Annotated in this window: 19 protein-coding genes; 14 read left to right on the forward strand and 5 right to left on the reverse strand. The window is 69.8% G+C overall.

Annotation, left to right across the window (positions count from 1 at the left end):
* Window positions 1-40 precede the first annotated feature (40 nt).
* The 3 genes from DLJ59_RS26585 to DLJ59_RS26595 are packed head-to-tail and all read left to right on the forward strand — an operon-like array spanning window position 41 to window position 2910.
* Window positions 41-625, forward strand: a complete 585-nt coding sequence (locus DLJ59_RS26585; protein WP_124775632.1) for a winged helix-turn-helix domain-containing protein — start codon at window positions 41-43, stop codon at window positions 623-625.
* Window positions 626-667: 42 nt separating this feature from the next.
* Window positions 668-2107: an MFS transporter gene (locus tag DLJ59_RS26590; RefSeq protein WP_124775634.1), complete on the forward strand. Its 1440-nt coding sequence runs from the start codon at window positions 668-670 to the stop codon at window positions 2105-2107.
* Complete coding sequence (locus tag DLJ59_RS26595; protein ID WP_124775636.1) at window positions 2059-2910, forward strand: menaquinone biosynthetic enzyme MqnA/MqnD family protein; 852 nt, start codon at window positions 2059-2061, stop codon at window positions 2908-2910. Before DLJ59_RS26590 ends, DLJ59_RS26595 begins: the two co-directional genes overlap by 49 nt.
* A gap of 65 nt (window positions 2911-2975) precedes the next feature.
* Here the strand turns inward: DLJ59_RS26595 and DLJ59_RS26600 are convergent, their stop codons facing one another.
* On the reverse strand, window positions 2976-3929 hold the full coding sequence (locus tag DLJ59_RS26600; protein ID WP_124775638.1) for a serine hydrolase: 954 nt from the start codon (window positions 3927-3929) through the stop codon (window positions 2976-2978).
* On the reverse strand, window positions 3929-4915 hold the full coding sequence (locus DLJ59_RS26605) for a serine hydrolase (protein ID WP_124775640.1): 987 nt from the start codon (window positions 4913-4915) through the stop codon (window positions 3929-3931). Before DLJ59_RS26605 ends, DLJ59_RS26600 begins: the two co-directional genes overlap by 1 nt.
* A gap of 372 nt (window positions 4916-5287) precedes the next feature.
* Between DLJ59_RS26605 and paaA the strand changes: the two genes are divergently transcribed.
* The 6 genes from paaA (at window position 5288) to DLJ59_RS26635 (ending at window position 9429) form a co-directional block, all read left to right on the forward strand.
* Window positions 5288-6376 (forward strand): 1,2-phenylacetyl-CoA epoxidase subunit PaaA, encoded by a 1089-nt coding sequence (gene paaA, locus DLJ59_RS26610; RefSeq protein ID WP_124775642.1) that lies wholly within the window; start codon window positions 5288-5290, stop codon window positions 6374-6376.
* Window positions 6373-6693, forward strand: coding sequence for a 1,2-phenylacetyl-CoA epoxidase subunit PaaB (gene paaB / locus DLJ59_RS26615; RefSeq protein ID WP_124775644.1), 321 nt, complete (start codon window positions 6373-6375; stop codon window positions 6691-6693). Before paaA ends, paaB begins: the two co-directional genes overlap by 4 nt.
* Window positions 6690-7415 carry a 1,2-phenylacetyl-CoA epoxidase subunit PaaC gene (gene paaC, locus DLJ59_RS26620; RefSeq protein WP_124775646.1) on the forward strand — a complete coding sequence of 242 codons (726 nt, stop codon included), beginning with the start codon at window positions 6690-6692 and terminating at the stop codon, window positions 7413-7415. The genes paaB and paaC overlap by 4 nt, the downstream gene beginning before the upstream one ends.
* Before the next feature lie 35 nt (window positions 7416-7450).
* Window positions 7451-7927 carry a 1,2-phenylacetyl-CoA epoxidase subunit PaaD gene (gene paaD, locus DLJ59_RS26625; protein ID WP_124775666.1) on the forward strand — a complete coding sequence of 159 codons (477 nt, stop codon included), beginning with the start codon at window positions 7451-7453 and terminating at the stop codon, window positions 7925-7927.
* On the forward strand, window positions 7924-9033 hold the full coding sequence (gene paaE / locus DLJ59_RS26630) for a 1,2-phenylacetyl-CoA epoxidase subunit PaaE (protein ID WP_124775648.1): 1110 nt from the start codon (window positions 7924-7926) through the stop codon (window positions 9031-9033). The genes paaD and paaE overlap by 4 nt, the downstream gene beginning before the upstream one ends.
* Window positions 9034-9102: 69 nt before the next feature.
* Complete coding sequence (locus DLJ59_RS26635; RefSeq protein ID WP_124775650.1) at window positions 9103-9429, forward strand: hypothetical protein; 327 nt, start codon at window positions 9103-9105, stop codon at window positions 9427-9429.
* Window positions 9430-9441: 12 nt separating this feature from the next.
* Here DLJ59_RS26635 and DLJ59_RS26640 read toward each other — a convergent pair whose 3' ends face one another.
* On the reverse strand, window positions 9442-9813 hold the full coding sequence (locus DLJ59_RS26640) for a hypothetical protein (RefSeq protein ID WP_124775652.1): 372 nt from the start codon (window positions 9811-9813) through the stop codon (window positions 9442-9444).
* 140 nt (window positions 9814-9953) lie between these two features.
* On the opposite strand from DLJ59_RS26640, the gene DLJ59_RS26645 reads away from it, so the two are divergent.
* Window positions 9954-10802 (forward strand): helix-turn-helix domain-containing protein, encoded by an 849-nt coding sequence (locus DLJ59_RS26645; protein ID WP_124775654.1) that lies wholly within the window; start codon window positions 9954-9956, stop codon window positions 10800-10802.
* A 7-nt stretch (window positions 10803-10809) separates the two neighbouring features.
* On the forward strand, window positions 10810-11004 hold the full coding sequence (locus DLJ59_RS26650) for a DUF397 domain-containing protein (RefSeq protein WP_124775656.1): 195 nt from the start codon (window positions 10810-10812) through the stop codon (window positions 11002-11004).
* A gap of 182 nt (window positions 11005-11186) precedes the next feature.
* On the opposite strand, the gene DLJ59_RS26655 is transcribed toward DLJ59_RS26650, so the two are convergent.
* Window positions 11187-11714 carry a hypothetical protein gene (locus DLJ59_RS26655; protein ID WP_124775658.1) on the reverse strand — a complete coding sequence of 176 codons (528 nt, stop codon included), beginning with the start codon at window positions 11712-11714 and terminating at the stop codon, window positions 11187-11189.
* Between the two features lie 39 nt (window positions 11715-11753).
* Complete coding sequence (locus tag DLJ59_RS26660) at window positions 11754-12149, reverse strand: hypothetical protein (RefSeq protein WP_124775660.1); 396 nt, start codon at window positions 12147-12149, stop codon at window positions 11754-11756.
* A 176-nt stretch (window positions 12150-12325) separates the two neighbouring features.
* Between DLJ59_RS26660 and mqnC the strand changes: the two genes are divergently transcribed.
* The 3 genes from mqnC to DLJ59_RS26675 form a co-directional block, all read left to right on the forward strand.
* A complete protein-coding gene (mqnC, locus tag DLJ59_RS26665; protein ID WP_124775662.1) occupies window positions 12326-13516 on the forward strand; it encodes a cyclic dehypoxanthinyl futalosine synthase in 1191 nt (396 codons plus the stop codon).
* A 374-nt stretch (window positions 13517-13890) separates the two neighbouring features.
* Window positions 13891-15537: a hypothetical protein gene (locus DLJ59_RS37660; protein WP_244236250.1), complete on the forward strand. Its 1647-nt coding sequence runs from the start codon at window positions 13891-13893 to the stop codon at window positions 15535-15537.
* Window positions 15538-15799: 262 nt separating this feature from the next.
* The coding region (locus tag DLJ59_RS26675) for a class I SAM-dependent methyltransferase (protein WP_244236251.1) at window positions 15800-16365 on the forward strand (566 nt) is incomplete at its 3' end.

Raw genomic sequence — 16365 nt, forward strand, 5'->3', positions numbered from 1 at the left:
GGTGATGGCAGGTTGGGGGGTCGGCCGGGATCATGGGGCTATGACCGAGGCCCGCCCCGATTCGCGCCGGATGACGATCAGCGACCCGCAGGTGATGCGGGCGATGGCCCACCCGGCCCGGATCGCGATCATGGAGTACCTGAGCAGTCGCGAGAGCGGTGGGACCGCCACCGAGTGCGCCGAGATTGTCGGGCTGTCGCCGAGTGCGACCAGTTATCACCTGCGGGCGCTGGCCAAGTTCGGGCTGGTCGAGCAGGCGCCGAGTCGGGGGGACGCGCGTGAGCGGCTGTGGCGCGTGCCGAGTGGGAGTGTGTTGGTCGAGGCGGGTCATGACGCGGGGCCTGAGGCGCGTGCGGCCGAGCAGGCGCTGGTGGAGGCGCATGCGGTACGGGCCATGGAGCGGACCCGGGACTGGTTGCGTCGCGCCGGGGACGAGCCCGCTGAGTGGTACGACAATGCCCTGTTCAGCGACACGCTGTTGCTGGTCACCGCCGAGGAGTTGGCCGAGTTGAACGAGGCGGTGCTGGCGCTGCTGCGGCCGTACCACCCGCGACGGCGGCAGGGTGATCCACCGCCGGGGGCGCGCACGGTCGCTGTCCAGTACCGGACGGTGCCGCTGGCATAGCCAGGGTTGCATGAATCAGTTGTGAAGGATTATTTTCGAAGTATGTCCTTCACAACTGATGAGTCGCGCTGGCCGGACGTCTGGCTCGCCGCCGCTGCTCGGGGCACCACGATCTGCGGTGACTTCCTTGCGGCGACCGCCCTGGCGCTGGCCCTACAGGGTGCCGGTGCCGGTGGGCTGGCCGTGTCGGGCCTGTTGCTGGCCGCCACCCTGCCCCTGGTGGTGCTCGCCCCGCTCGCGGGCCGACTCGCCGACCGGGTGGACAGCCGTACCCTCCTGGTGGCCATCGGTCTCGGGCAGGCCGGCATCTGCGCGCTCCTCGCCGTCGTCGAGCAACCGGTCCTGGTGGTCGGGCTCGTCGCCCTGCTGGCCTGCGGGCTCGCGGTGACCCAACCCTGCCTCGCGGCCCTGCTGCCGGCGATGGTCCGCCCGGCCGACCTGCCGCGGGCCAGCGCGATCAGTCAGACCGCCGTCTCGCTCGGTGCGCTCGGCGGCCCGGTGCTGGCCGGCCTGCTGGTGGGGCAGTTCGGCACCCGCGTACCGCTGCTTCTCGACGCCGCGACCTACCTGGCGCTCGTGGTCGCGGGTCTGCTGCTGCGGACCCGACGCGGCGGCCGGCGGCCCGCCGCCAGCCCGGCCGCCGTGAGCAGCGGGGCCGCCGCCTCGGGCAGCCCGGCCGTCTCGGGCGGCGGAGCAACCCCCGGGGGTACGGGGATCTGGCGGCTGCGCCGCGACCCGCTGATGCTCGTCATGGTGGTGAGCACCGCCGTGGTGATCACGGCGATCGGCGGTATCAACGTGATCGAGGTCTTCTTCATCCGGGAGACCCTGGGAGGTACGCCGACCACGTACGGCCTGGTCAGTGCCGCATGGATGGCCGGCATGTTGCCGGGCACCTGGCTTGCCGTACGACTCGCCAGGCGGCTCGACGACGACGGCGCGTTGGTACGTGGGGTGCTGGTCACCCTGGCCGTGTGCAGCCTGATGGTGTTGCTCGCGGCGATGGTGCCGGCGGCGGGTGTGTTGGTGCCGCTCTGGTTGCTGGGTGGTGCGGCCAACGGCGGCGAGAGCGTCTTCGCCAACCTGCTCACCGCTCGGCGGGTGCCGGAGGCGATGCGCGCTCGGGCGTACGCCAGCTACGGCGCGGCGGTGCAGGGTGGCTCGATGGCGGGCTTCCTGATCGGCGGGGCGTTGCTCGCGGTCGTTCCGCCGCGGCCGCTGATCGCCGGCGCCGGTGTGCTCGGGCTGCTGGCGGTAGGGGTCTTCGTGCCGGTTGTGACCCGGGCGGTACGACGGTCGTCGTCGCCGGCAGGCAGTCGACGGGCAGCCGACGCGCCGGCGGGCAGTCGACGGGCCGCCCGGTCAAGTGCGGGCTTGGCCACTCCGGGCCGGCCCGCCGAGCCGGAGCCAGCCGCCGGGGATACGGTCGGGCCATGGCTGAGCGCATCGAACGCCCGCGAGTCGGGCACATCCAGTTCCTGAACTGCCTGCCGATCTACTGGGGTCTGATGCGCTCCGGTGCCCTGCTCGACGTGGACCTGCACAAGGACTCGCCGGACCGGTTGAGCGCGGCGCTGGTCGCCGGCGACCTCGACATCGGCCCGATCACGCTGCTGGAGTACCTGAAGCACGCCGATGAGCTGCTGCTCCTGCCGGACCTGGCGGTGGGCAGCGACGGGCCGGTGCTCTCGGTCAACATGGTCTCCACCCGACCCCTCGCCGAGTTGGACGGCGCCCGGGTGGCGCTCGGCTCGACCTCGCGGACCGGGGTCATGACGGCGCAGTTGCTGCTCGCCGAGCAGTACAACGTGCGGCCCGAGTACTTCCGTTGCCCGCCGGATCTGACCCAGATGTTGCTGGAGGCCGACGCCGCAGTGCTGATCGGGGACGTGGCGCTGCGGGCGTACTACGAGGCGCCGCAGAAGGGCCTGACGGTCACCGACCTCGGGCAGGCGTGGCGGGAGTGGACCGGGCTGCCGATGGTCTTCGCCGTCTGGGCGGTCCGCCGGGACTTCGCCGCAGCCCACCCGGGCCTGGTGAAGGAGGTGCACGAGGCTTTCCTGCGCTCGCGGGACCTCTGCCTGGCGGAGCTGGACCAGGTCGCCGAGGCGGCGGCGCGCTGGGAGACGTTCGACGCGGCGACGCTGGCCACGTACTTCCGGACGCTCGACTTCTCCCTCGGCGACCGGCAGGTCGCCGGGCTGCGGGAGTGGGCCCGACGGGCCGCCGCCATCGGCGAGGCCCCGGCGCTGCCGGACGGCGGCCCGGAGTTCTTCGCCGGCTGACCCCGCTGAGCCCGGGGCCAACGGCCCCGGGCCACGTCACGGCCCAGGCCAAGAACCCGGGCGGCTCAGGTGCCGGTGCGGAGCAGCGCCTCGGTGATCTTCTCGCAGTTCTTCATGCCGTAGTCGTAGCCCATGTTGATCGGGTACTTGACCATCACGCCCATCGTCCAGGTGTCGCCGATGGCCAGGCAGTTGATGTGCATCTCCTGCTCCCTGGTCCGGTCGATCCACCCGTTCTTGATGGCGATCTTCTTCTGCTCGGCGGCCGGGAAGGCCTTGCGGATACCGAAGTCGCCGGCACCGCGAACCAACTTCATCTCGTTGAGCAGCCACTTCGTCCACTTCGGCCCGGCGGCCGTGCCGGTGGCGATGCAGTTGCCCAGCCGGGCGGTGTCCCGGGGTGAGAGCGCCGTCCGGCTCCAACCCTTGTCGGGGGCGACGCTGCTGTCGGTCAGCTCGCACATGGAGATCAGTCGCTTGATCGAGGCGTCCCGGCCGACCAGGTTGTAGAACTGCTCGGCCCGGGTGTTGTCGCTGTCCCGGATGATCCGGGTCGCGTCGGCGAGCCTCGCGTCGCTCGGGGTCTGGCCGGCGTCTGCCGCGCGACGCAGGTAGTCCGCGACGATCCAAGCCTTGATCATGGAGGCGGTCGTGCTGGTCTCGTCCATGTTCTTCGAACCGATGATCTTTCCGGTTCGGCGGTCCAGGACGCTCCAGGCGTACCAGCCCTTGATGTCGAGGTCGAGATCCTTGGCCACGAAGGGCAGCGGCTCCAGCGATGGGCTGGGGCTCGGTGACGGCGAGGACGGTTGGCGGGCGCTGCGGTCGGCGCCGGAGCCGGCGGGCCGGTCGCTGGTGCCGGCGTCGCCCCACTTGGCGGCGGCGGACGACTCGAACGGCGACCCGGGCAGCAGCCGCAGCGACACCAGCACCAGGCCGATCAGGATGACCGCGATGGCGATCAGCCGAATCGGGGAGGCCTCGCCAGCGCCGCGCTCCACCCGGCGGTTGCCGGCCATCAAAGCTTCCCGACCGGCTGCTGCGGCACCTTGAGCGCGGCACCCGGCTGCGGGGTGACCAGCTGGGTGGCCACGCTGGCGCAGACCTTCGCGCCGTAGTCCAGACCGGTTCTGATCGGGTAGCGCAGCATCACCGCGAGGCTCCACTTGCTGGTGACGGCGAGGCAGTTGACGTGCCAGTTGCCGTCGCCATAGATCGGGGTCCAGCCGTTCTTGATGCTGACCGGACCCTGGGCGGTGATCGACTTCGGTAGACCGTCGATGATCCCCCAGCGGCCACCACCGTACGAGGCCTTCTGGTCCTTGGCCGCGGTGGTGCCTTGGACCTTGCTCATCTGCTCCAGCACCCACTTGGTCCACTTCGGGCCGGCGGCCTTACCGTCGGCGATGCAGTCGCCGACCCGGACCGCGTCCCGGGGAGACATGCGGGTATAGCTCCAGAAGCCGGTGTACGGCTTTGTGTTGCCGCGCTTGGTGTCGGTCAGCCCGCAGATCTTGATCGCCCGCTGGATCACCGCGTCCGGAACGCTGCTCGACGAGGCCTTGTAGGAGCCACCTGCGGCAGCGTGAACCTTGTTGGCCGCGGTGTCGTTGCTGTCGACGATGGCGAGTCGAGCGGCCTCCTTCATCGCTGCGGGCGGCTCCTTGTCACCGAGCTGTCGCAGGTAGTCGGAGACGATCCAGGCCTTGATCATCGATTCGGTGGAGCTGGTCGCGGTCATGTTCGGCGACCCGGAGATCTTGCCCGTCTTGCGATCCAGCAGGGCCCACGAGAAGAACTCACCCTTGAAGCTCACCGACACCGGGCCGGCCGCCAGGGTCGGCGGCGGTGGTGGGGTGGGTGCGGGCGCGGCGACGCTCGACGTACCGCCACCGCCGCCTCCGCTGTCGTCACTGGCGAGTCGGGCGTACGCGGTGGGGACCAGCAGGACGCCGCCGAGCACGACTGCCGTGATGGCGAGCACCAGGGTCACGCGAGATCGCATGAGTGGGCGAACTCCAGGTGTCAGGGCCGGGGGGACCGGCTTGTCATCGGGACGGATCGGGTGCGATCGCCGAGGCCGGGGGAGGTGGCCTCTGTGGAGATGTCGATGTTTGGCAGCCGATCGGTTGTCCGGCAGAAGTCTACGTCCGGACCGGCCGACCGCCAGGGTTCGACACTAGGCAACCTGCGATAAAGGCGAGTTATGGGGCCGGTATGAGTTTTTTGCAGGGGTTCACCTTTGTTTCGTGGCCCAAGTCACGGCGCTCTGGCACCAGCCAGGTAGCACAAAGCAGTCATTCGACTACGGATGGGATGCGCGGATTCCTGTTACACCCCCTGGTGCAACGAAGCGCAAGCTGTAACACTTAGCCTCATGTATGGCAACGACTTCTCCGCCCCGAGCGGCCCCCCGAACGGTGCTCCGGACGAGGTGACCGGCGGCCTGCTGGGCGAGGTCGAGGCCGCCGAGGCCGAGCTGCGGGCAGCGGCGGCGCGCGGGCGGCGTGGCGGGCCCACCCCGGACGAGGACCTGGCGGCGTACTTCGCCGAGGTCGTCGACGCCGAGCAGAAGATCGAGCCCCGCGACTGGATGCCCGACGCGTACCGGCGGACGCTCATCCGGCAGATCGCCCAGCACGCCCACTCCGAGATCATCGGCATGCAACCGGAAGGCAACTGGATCAGTCGGGCACCGTCGCTCAAGCGCAAGGCGATCCTGCTGGCCAAGGTGCAGGACGAGGCCGGTCACGGTCTCTACCTCTACGCCGCCGCCGAAACCCTCGGCATCAGCCGCGACGAACTGGTCCAGCTGCTGCTCGACGGCCGCCAGAAGTACAGCTCGATCTTCAACTACCCCACAGTCAGCTGGGCCGACGTGGGTGCCATCGGGTGGCTGGTGGACGGCGCGGCGATCGTCAACCAGGTGCCGCTCTGCCGCTGCTCCTACGGCCCGTACGCCCGCGCGATGATTCGGGTCTGCAAGGAGGAGTCGTTCCACCAGCGGCAGGGCTACGAGATCCTGCACACCCTGGCGCACGGCACCCCCGAGCAGCACGCGATGGCCCAGGACGCGGTGGACCGATGGTGGTACCCGTCGCTGGCCATGTTCGGCCCACCGGACGGCAACTCCACCCACTCCGCCCAGTCGATGGCCTGGAAGATCAAGCGCTTCTCGAACGACGACCTGCGGCAACGCTTCGTCGACATGTGCGTCCAGCAGGCCGAGATCCTCGGGGTGCGCATCCCCGACGCCGAGCTGCGTTGGAACGACGAGCGGCAGGCGTACGACTACACCCAGCCGGACTACGACGAGCTGATGCGGGTGATCTCCGGCGACGGGCCGTGCAACCGCGAGCGGATGGCCCACCGCCGGGCCGCGCACGCCGACGGCCAATGGGTACGCGAGGCCGCCGCGGCGTACGCCGCGAAGCGGGCGGGACAGAAGGAGACGGTGGCCGCGTGAGCGAGCGTAGCGAGCAAGCCAAGCAACCCGGCACGACGAGTCATTCGCCTCTGTGGGAGGTGTTCGTGCGGGCCCGGCGCGGGTTGTCGCACACCCACGTCGGCAGCCTGCACGCCCCCGACGCCGAGCTTGCCCTGCGCAACGCCCGTGACCTATACACCCGCCGCCAGGAGGGCGTGTCGATCTGGGTGGTGCCGGCCGGCGCGATCACCGCGTCCAGCCCGGACGAGAAGGACGCCTTCTTCGACCCGGCCGCCGACAAGGTCTACCGCCACCCCACCTTCTACGAGGTGCCGGACGGGGTGGCCCACCTGTGAACGGGCCCTTCGACTTCACCCTCGCTCTCGCTGACGACGCGTTGGTCGCGGCCCAGCGGCTGGCCGAGTGGACCACCCGTGCCCCGGAGATGGAAGAGGACATCGCGCTGGCCAACATCGCCCTCGACCAGCTCGGCGCGGCGCGCCTGCTGCTGACGTACGCGGGCGAACTGGAGGGCGCCGGACGCGACGAGGACGCACTGGCGTACCTGCGCGACGACCGCGAGTTCCGTAACGCGCTCCTGGTCGAGCTGCCCAACGGCGACTTCGCCGTGACGATGGCGAAGCTGCTCTTCCTGGCGGCGTACCAACTGCCGCTGTACACCGCGCTGGCCGGCTGTCCGGACGAGCGGTTGGCCGCGATCGGCGCGAAGGCGCGCAAGGAGTCGGCGTACCACCTGGACCACGGGGCGCTGTGGGTGAAGCGGCTCGGTGACGGCACCGAGGAGTCGCATCGTCGGATGCAGGCGGCCGTCGACCACGTGTGGCCGTACACCCATGAGCTGTTCGTCGCGGACCCGGCGGCGCCGGTCGACCCGGCCACCCTGCGGCCGGCGTTCGACGAGGTCGTCGGCCCGGTGCTGGCCGAGGCGACGCTCACCCAGCCGGGAAGTGCCTGGGCCCCGGCCGGCGGGCGGGCCGGTGTGCACACCGAGCACCTGGGCTACCTGCTCGCCGAGATGCAGGTGCTGCACCGCGCGCACCCCGGAGCGAAGTGGTGAGCGCGAGGAGCGCAGTCGCGAGCGGAGCGGGTCGCCTGAGTGACGCGAGGGCGGCCGCAGCGAGCGTGGTGGACCCGGAGATCCGGGTCATCACCATCGACGAGCTGGGCATCCTGCGCGCGATCGAGGAGGACCCGACCACTGGCCGGGTCACCGTCACCATCACCCCGACCTACACCGGCTGCCCGGCGATGGACGTGATCCGGGCCGACATCCGTCGTGCGCTCGCCGCCGCCGGCCACCCGGACGCCGAGGTCCGGACCGTCTACAGCCCACCGTGGAGCACCGACTGGATCTCCGAGGGTGGGCGGACCAAGCTCGCCGCCGCCGGGATCGCCCCGCCGGCCCCGGTGCCCGCCCCCGGCGTCGTGTCGTTGACGCTCGCGGTCCGCTGCCCCCAGTGCGGCTCGCCGGAGACCGAGCAGGTCAGCCGGTTCGGCTCCACCGCGTGCAAGGCACTGTGGCGGTGCCGCTCCTGCTCCGAACCCTTCGACCACCTGAAGGCGCTGTGACTGTCACCATCACCCGCCCGGTTCGCCGCCGGCCGGTCTTCCACCCGTTGTCCGTCGCCGCCGTCGACCGGCTCACCGACGACTCCGTGGCGGTGACCTTCGCCGTACCCGAGGAGTTGCGGGAGACCTTCGCGTTCCGGGCGGGCCAGCACCTCACGGTCCGGCGGGTCGCCGAGGACGGCGCGGACGTGCGCCGGTCGTACTCGATCTGCTCCAGCCCGGACGACCTGGCCCGGCGCGGCCGGTTGCGGATCGGGGTGCGGGAGATCCCCGGCGGGGCCTTCTCGGCGTTCGCCTGCGGGGCGCTGCGCGGTGGCGACACCGTCGAGGTGCTGCCGCCGCTGGGCACCTTCACCACGGCGTTCGCGCCGGACCGGGCGCGACACTACGGCGCGGTCGTCGCCGGCTCCGGCATCACTCCGGTGCTCGGGCTGGTCGCGACCGCCCTGGCCGTCGAGCCGGCCAGCACCTTCACCCTGGTGTACGGCAACCGCACGGCGAACACCGTGATGTTCGCCGAGGAGTTGGCCGACCTGAAGGACCGCTACCCGACCCGGCTGCACCTGGTGCACGTCCTCTCCCGGGAACAGGGCGAGTCGCCGCTGCTCTCCGGTCGGATCGACGCGGAACGGCTGGGCCGGTTGCTGGGCACCATCGTGCCGGACGACCGCATCGAGGAGTGGTTCCTCTGCGGCCCGTACGGCATGGTGGTCGAGGTCCGGGACGTGCTGACCGCACGAGGGCTGCCCGAGTCGGCGGTGCACACCGAGCTGTTCCACGTCGACGCGCCGCCGGAGCCGGTACGCCGACCCGTCGACCAGGCGGGTGCCGGTGCTGAGGTGACCATCGTGCTGGACGGCCGGTCGTCGAGCTTCACCATGGGTCGCGAGGAACGGGTGCTGGACGCCGCGCTGAAGGTGCGCGGCGAGCTGCCGTACGCCTGCAAGGGTGGTGTCTGCTCGACCTGTAAGGCGAAGGTCGTCGACGGCGCGGTCACGATGGCCCGCAACTACGCGTTGGAGCCCGACGAACTGGCCGCCGGGTACGTGCTGACCTGCCAGTCCAGCCCGACCACCGACAGGCTCACAATCGACTACGACGCATGAGGACCCCCGACGACCGGGAGTTCGTCGAGCGGTTCGCCGAGGTCACCGGGACGGCGGCCGACCAGCTACGTGGAGGGGTGGGAGCAGTTCGTCGAGTTCTGCGAGGAGGGTTATCACGACAACCTCGACGAGTACTGGTTCGACCTCAGCATCCGGGACGCCATCGAGAGGGTGCTGACCGACGAACGGTTGTTCGGTTTTCCGCAGATGGGGTGGGTCCGGGAGCGGATCGAGGCGGCGGACGAGCGGTTCCGGGCGGTGCTCTCCGAGCAGCCGATGCCGGGGCGCTCCGAGCGGTCGTGGTGGGACGCGTACGTGCCGGCGTGGGCGGGGCCGGAGTTCGCGGCGGAGCTGCGGGACACCTACGGTATCCACGTCGAGGTACGCGAGAGTTGAGTAAGCCCGACGTCAGTCGTTGGGACGGACCTGCGCGGTCCAGTAGGTGAGGTCGGAGCGGTGCTCGACAAGGGCGATCCGCTCGCCGCACGCCTCCTCGATCAGCTTGACCGCCTCGTCGAGGTGGGCCGGGTAGTGGTCCCAGTCGGTGTCGCGGAAGAGTTGCAGGCCGACCTCGCCCCGGTCGTCGCCGAGAGCCACGGCGGCTTCGGGCGGCACCAGCACCACTGTGTAGCGGCTCGCCTCTCGCTCCGCCTCCGTCGGTGTCGGCATCTCCTCCCGTCCGTGCCGCCGAAAGTGGGCGATCACCGACGGGATCGGTCCGGGTGAGTCGGCCGGATCGTACGGTCGCAGCCAGGCGGGCTGTTGGGTCCAGATGGGCATCGCAACCTCCGGAGTGCGAAACGAGATTCAGCAACGTTGCTTGCGATGGTTGCGGGTTGCTGAGATCAAGTCAATACTCAACGCGACGAGTCCTGCCGTCAGCGTGACGGTGCGACGCGAGTCGACGCGGAGGACCAGCGATGCCCAAGGCAAGTCAACCCACCGTCGTCGGTCGTGGGCTCGGCGGCGAGCTACGCGAGCTGCGGGAGGCGCGCAAGCTGCCGCTGCGGCGGGTGGCCATCCGGCTGGGCTGGCAGCCGTCCAAACTGTCCCGGATGGAGACCGGCATCCAGGGTATCCAGGCCGCGGATGTCGCCTCGCTGCTGGTGATCTATGGCATGACCGGGGACGAGCGAAAACGCCTACTCGGAATGGCCGAGCGGTCGACCGAGTCCGGTTGGTGGGAGGCGATCGGTGGGCTGTCCGACGAGTCCCGGACGCTGATCCGGTTGGAGGCCGAGGCGACCAGCATCGTGAACTGGGAGCCGCTGCTGGTGCCGGGCCTGTTGCAGATCCCGGACTACACCCAGGCGTTGATGCGCAGTGGCGGCATCCCGGACGACGAGGCACAGGGACGAGTGGCGGCCCGGTTGGGCCGGCAGGCGATTCTCACCCGCGCCACGCCGCCGACGCTGCACGCTCTGCTCGACGAGATGGTGTTGCGCCGGGTGCTCGGCGGCCCCCGAGTGATGGCCCGTCAGCTTCGGCACCTGATCGATGCCGCGGACCGGCCGAACGTGACGTTGCAGGTGGTGCCGCTGGCGGTCGGCGGGCACACCGGGCTGGACGGGTCGTTCGCGCTCTTCGACTTTCCCCGCAACCGGTCGGTGGCTTATCTGGACCACAAACTGGCCGGGCTGTTCCTGGAGGAGCCGCCGCAGGTGGCGCACTTCCGGCGGGAGGCCGATAGGCTGGCCGAGGTGGCGCTGAGCCCCGTCGATTCGGTGGAATTCGTTGCGCGGGCCGCAACGGAGCACGAGCGAGAGTGAGCCCCTGATGATCACTCCGGAGCTGTCCGGCGCGACCTGGCGCAAGTCCAGCCGCAGCGGCACCAACGCCAACTGCGTCGAGGTCTCCGAGCTGACCCACGCGGTGGCCGTACGCGACTCGAAGGACCCGTCCGGGCCGATCCTGGCCTTCGAGCGCGCAGCTTGGGCCCAATTCGTTTGTCGCCTGCCGTCGGAGCGCTAACCGGGTGACCGGACCCGGGCAGGAGGGGCCGGATGGGCGCGAGAGACGGAACGGGTCAATTCCTTGTCCGGATGCTCCGGACAGAGGTAGCCTGCAACTGCCAGGGGCAGTAGCTCCTTGGAAGTGGACCCGGCAGCCTTCCGGACGGTGGGTGAGCCGGGTTTCGCGTTTTCCGGGCCTTGTCAGACCTGCCGCGACTCCCGGATGATGCGCTGCACGGACGCCTTCCATCGGCCGCCCTTGGCCCAGCACCAAGCCAGTGCGTCGGGAATGGCCAGCAGGCACTCCTCGTGGGCTCTCAGCTGGTCGTAACGCAGGTTGCCAGACGTCCCCGACTTTCTCACCTGCTCGAAGAGCAGACGCTGGTCGGCTTGGAATGTGGAGTCATCACGCTCTAGGACGAGGCGTGCAGCGTTTATCTTCGCTGCGTGCTCCACGAGCTCGACGAGGCAGGCCTCGCGCGCCACCCTGGGGTCACGGTGCCTTCTTGCATCGAAGATCACCGCGTGGGCGGACAGCGTGACGAAAGCAGCGATGATCTGCCGGCGTCGGTCGTCTCTCTCCTTGTGAAAGTGGATACGGCGCTGACCCGGCAGGATTAGGTCGCGAATGGTCCGGCGTGCAGCGGCCAGGTCCGCCGGTAGTACGACTGCAGCCGCGACGAGAAGCCCTCGCTCCTTGGTCTCGTCCACGAAGACGTGCGCGTTCATGGCGCGTGGAACCTTCCTGTGGCGGCCAAGGTGCCCGAGTCAGGCGTTGACGATGTCCCGGATTCGATCCAGCCTCTGTTGGGGCGTCAGTGCTTCGAGGTGCTTGGTGCCGATGGCGCCGAGTTCCACCCGAACGTCGCAGTTGTCAGGCTGGAGCACAGCGTCGATCACCCGTGCCCGGGGTCCGCCGTCTCGAATGTAGATCCACACCGTCTGTGACTGGCGGGGCTCAGTGTTGAGTTCCGCATCGAGCCGTTCCAGAGGGAAAAAGCCGAGGCCGGTCGCTCTGAGCCTGTCGGCGATCTCGACCAAGACCCAACGGCCTAGCTTTCGGTAGCCCAACTCGTCCCGTAACTCGCCAAGGGTTGCTTCCGTTAGCCCGCCGTCGGCTCGACACCGGGAGGCAATGCCCGGAGCGGTATCCAATTCGCTCATATCGCACCCTTCCCTAAGCCGAGGCCGAGAAGAAGATGTTCGCGATCGGCGGTATATTTTGTCAAGCATTCTCGTGCAAGTTATATCTGATCTTGAAATATGATAGGTGTCCAGTCGAGGTCACATCCACATCCCCGGAACGAAGGGCGCGCCGGAGGCCGACGTAGGCTCGGGGTGTGACGGTGAGCCGGGAGATCGACGACATCCTGCAGCGCGGCGCGGACGGCGGGCGGATCACGCCCGAGGAGGCGCTGCTGCTCTACACCGAGGCGCCCTTCCACGCGCTGGGCGAGGCGGCGGACGCGGTGCGTCGGCGGCGCTACCCCGACAACGTCGTCACGTACCTGATCGACCGCAACATCAACTACACGAACGTCTGCGTGACGGCGTGCAAGTTCTGCGCGTTCTACCGGGCGCCCAAGCACACGGAAGGGTGGACCCACCCGACCGAGGAGATCCTGCGCCGGTGCGGTGAGGCGGTCGAGCTGGGCGCCACCCAGGTGATGCTCCAGGGCGGGCACCACCCGGACTACGGCGTGGAGTACTACGAGGAGCTGTTCTCCTCGGTCAAGCAGGCGTACCCGCAGCTGGTCATTCACTCGATCGGCCCCAGCGAGATCCTGCACATGGCGAAGGTCTCCGGGGTGAGCCTGGACGAGGCCATCGCCCGGATCAAGATCGCCGGCCTGGACTCGATCGCCGGTGCCGGCGCGGAGATGCTCCCCGAGCGACCCCGGAAGGCCATCGCGCCACTCAAGGAGTCGGGCGAGCGCTGGCTGGAGGTCATGGAGCTGGCCCACCGGCAGGGCATCGAGTCGACCGCCACCATGATGATGGGCACCGGCGAGACGCACGCCGAGCGGATCGAGCACCTGCGCATGATCCGGGACGTGCAGGACCGCACCCGCGGTTTCCGGTCCTTCATCCCGTGGACGTACCAGCCGGAGAACAACCACCTGAAGGGCCGCACCCAGGCGACCACGCTGGAGTACCTGCGGCTGGTCGCGGTGGCCCGACTCTTCTTCGAGACTGTGCCGCACCTGCAGGCGTCCTGGCTGACCACCGGCAAGGACGTCGGGCAGCTTTCGCTGCACATGGGCGTGGACGACCTCGGCTCGATCATGCTGGAGGAGAACGTCATCTCCTCCGCCGGTGCCCGGCACCGCTCCAACCTGCACGAGCTGATCGGCATGATCCGCTCGGCGGACCGGATTCCCGCACAGCGCGACACCCTCTACAACCGGCTCGCCGTGCACCTCACGCCGGCCGACGACCCGACCGACGAGCGGGTGGTCTCGCACTTCTCCTCGATCGCGCTGCCCGGCGGTGGTGCGGGCCGATCCCTGCCGCTGGTCGACGTCAGCTGACGGTCGACGCCCGGCCGTTCGGCTGATCGACGCTCATGCTCCCGCCGGATCACCCCGGCGGTACGGGTGGTCCCCGCCGCCGCGGCGTCAGGCTGTCCGGTCGGGGCTGGTGGAGATGATCGTCGGCGGCTAGCGTCCCGGCTCATATCTGTCGTCACCGTCGACGGACGGCGCTGTCCTCCATCGGCCCGTTGCGGGTCGTTCATATAACGCACGGCAGTACGGGCGGGATGGGTGACCATCCCGCCCGTACTGTCTGCCCAGCTCCGACCGGACGGATGAAAACGCGTCCGCCTGCTGGCATGGAAGATCGGCCTCCGATAACGTCCGCTCGTTCCGCAACCATTCTTTCTTCCCTACCCCCCGGGGGACTGATGACAGCGTTCCACCGCTCGACGCTGGTGCGCGCCAGTGTCGTGGCGCTGCTCGCGGCCGGCGGCATCGCCGCCGTGGCCGCCCCAGTGCTGGCGGCCGAGCAGGCCGATCTGGCCCTGGTGCCGCTCAGCTACAACCTGGCGAAGGGTGTCACGGAGGCCAAGAGCAAGCCGTTCAAGTTCACCGTCGACAACACCCGGAGCAAGGAAGACGCCAAGGGTGTCAGTTACACAGTGGACACCAGCAAACTGAATGCGAACATTCAGGTGGTGGTGCCCGACGGTTGTCGGGTGAATGGCGAGAAGTTCACCTGTCGCCTCGGTGACCTGGCCGCCGGCACCAGCGAGGACTTCGGCATTCCGATCTTCTCCACCGGCGTCAAGGGCCCTGCCGGCGCTCTGGTGGTCAACATCCGCTCGACCACCGAGGACCCCAACAAGGAAGACAACAGGGTCAAGCACGACATCACCGTCACCGAGCCCGGGTACGACCTGACCAGTTGGGTGCAGGACGTCAACGCGAACGTCGTGGTCAACGGTGTCAACGGCGACGACCCGGACCTCCGTCCGGTGCGGCCGGGTGAGACGGTGCCGGTCGACTGGGCGGTCTACAACGACGGCAGCCGCAAGGCCACCGGCATCGCCTACGTGCTCACCCTCCCGGCGGGCGTCACCTTCGACACCCTGCCGGACACGTGCACCATGCAGACCTTCGGCGTCGCTCAGGCGCTCTGCGAGGACGACGGCGCGGTGATCCGACCCGGTGACTACTACACGGCGGACATCAAGGTGACCGTCGGTGCGGACGTCACCGAGCCGGTGCTGCGCGTCGGCGAGCTGGTGGCGCACGGTCTGGACGCGGCAGCCGGCAAGCCCGAGAAGCAGCCGCGGCGGGCCAGCACCGCGCAGCAGAAGACCTTCACCGAGGTCGACGAGGGCGACAACCAGGCCGTCTTCGACGTCTTCGTCGACGTGGCCGAGGACCCGACGCCGACGCCGACGGTAACCCCGACCAAGTCGCCGACCCCGACGCCGCCGGTAACCCCGACCCCGACCCCGACGCCGACCGAGTCGCCGACTCCGACGCCGACGGTCACCCCGACGGAGACGCCGACGCCGACCGAGTCGCCGACGCCGACGATCACCCCGACCGAGTCGCCGACTCCGACGGAGACGCCGACGCCGACCGAGACGCCGACCCCGACGGAGACGCCGACCCCGACCGAGTCCCCGACTCCGACGCCGACGGTCACCCCGACCGAGACGCCAACGCCGACCGAGTCCTCGACTCCGACGCCGACGGTCACCCCGACCGAGACTCCGACTCCGACTCCGACTGAGACGCCGACGGTCACGCCGACGCCGACCGCGACGGTCACCCCGACCGAGACGCCGACCGCGACGGGCACCCCGACGCCGGTTCCGAGCGGTACGACGTCGCCGGGCACGACCGTCTCGCCGGGTGCCGGTGGTGGCTCCGACGGTGGTGGCTCGGGTGGTGGCGGCCTGCCGGTGACCGGTGTGCAGGTCGGTCTGATCGGCGGCATCGGCGTGATCATCCTGCTCGTGGGTGGAGCGCTGCTGGTGCTCAGCCGGCGTCGCAAGGTGGTCCTGGTCTCGCCGACCGACGAGAAGTCGACCGACTGACACCGAGGCCCTGACCGACGGCGCGCGGTGCGACCGCGATCGCGACGGGTGCGCTGGCGGTACACGTCCTGACTGAGGCGTCATTGACGCAGGCGCGACGCGAGGGCGGGGTGGGCGACCACCCCGCCCTTTCGCGTCCGTGCTGCGCGCCGCGCCACCCAGCGAGTGTCGGTTGGCGGGCGGCTGGCAGAGTGGAGGGGTGAGCCGTACCCCGCAGGGCCAGCGCGCCAGTCTGGACAAGCAGCCGCACGAGGTCGCCGCGATGTTCGATGGCGTGGCAGAGCGTTACGACCTGACCAACACGGTGATCTCGCTGGGGCAGGACCGCTCCTGGCGCCGGGCCACCCGCTCGGCGCTCGGGCTGCGGCCGGGTGAGCGGGTGCTGGACGTGGGCGCCGGCACCGGCGTCTCGACCCGCGAGCTGGCCCAGTCCGGCGCGTACGCGGTCGGGGTCGACCTGTCGCTGGGCATGCTGTACGCGGGCAAGCGGTCCCGGCCCGAGGTGCCGCTGCTGGCGGGGGACGCGTTGCGGCTGCCGTTCGCCGATGCCAGCTTCGACGCGGTGACCATCTCCTTCGCGTTGCGCAACGTCAACGACACCGACGCGGCGCTGCGCGAGCTGGCCCGGGTGACCCGGCCGGGTGGCCGGCTGGTGGTGTGCGAGTTCAGCACCCCGGTCAACCCGGTCTTCCGGACGGTCTACCTGTCGTACCTGATGCGGTCGCTGCCGGCGGTGGCCCGGACGGTGTCGAGCAACCCCGAGGCGTACGTCTATCTCGCCGAGTCGGTCCGGGCCTGGCCGGCGCAGTCCGCGTTGGCCGGTCGGGT

This window comes from Micromonospora inaquosa, from assembly GCF_003857055.1.
In the GTDB taxonomy this organism is placed as follows: domain Bacteria; phylum Actinomycetota; class Actinomycetes; order Mycobacteriales; family Micromonosporaceae; genus Micromonospora; species Micromonospora inaquosa.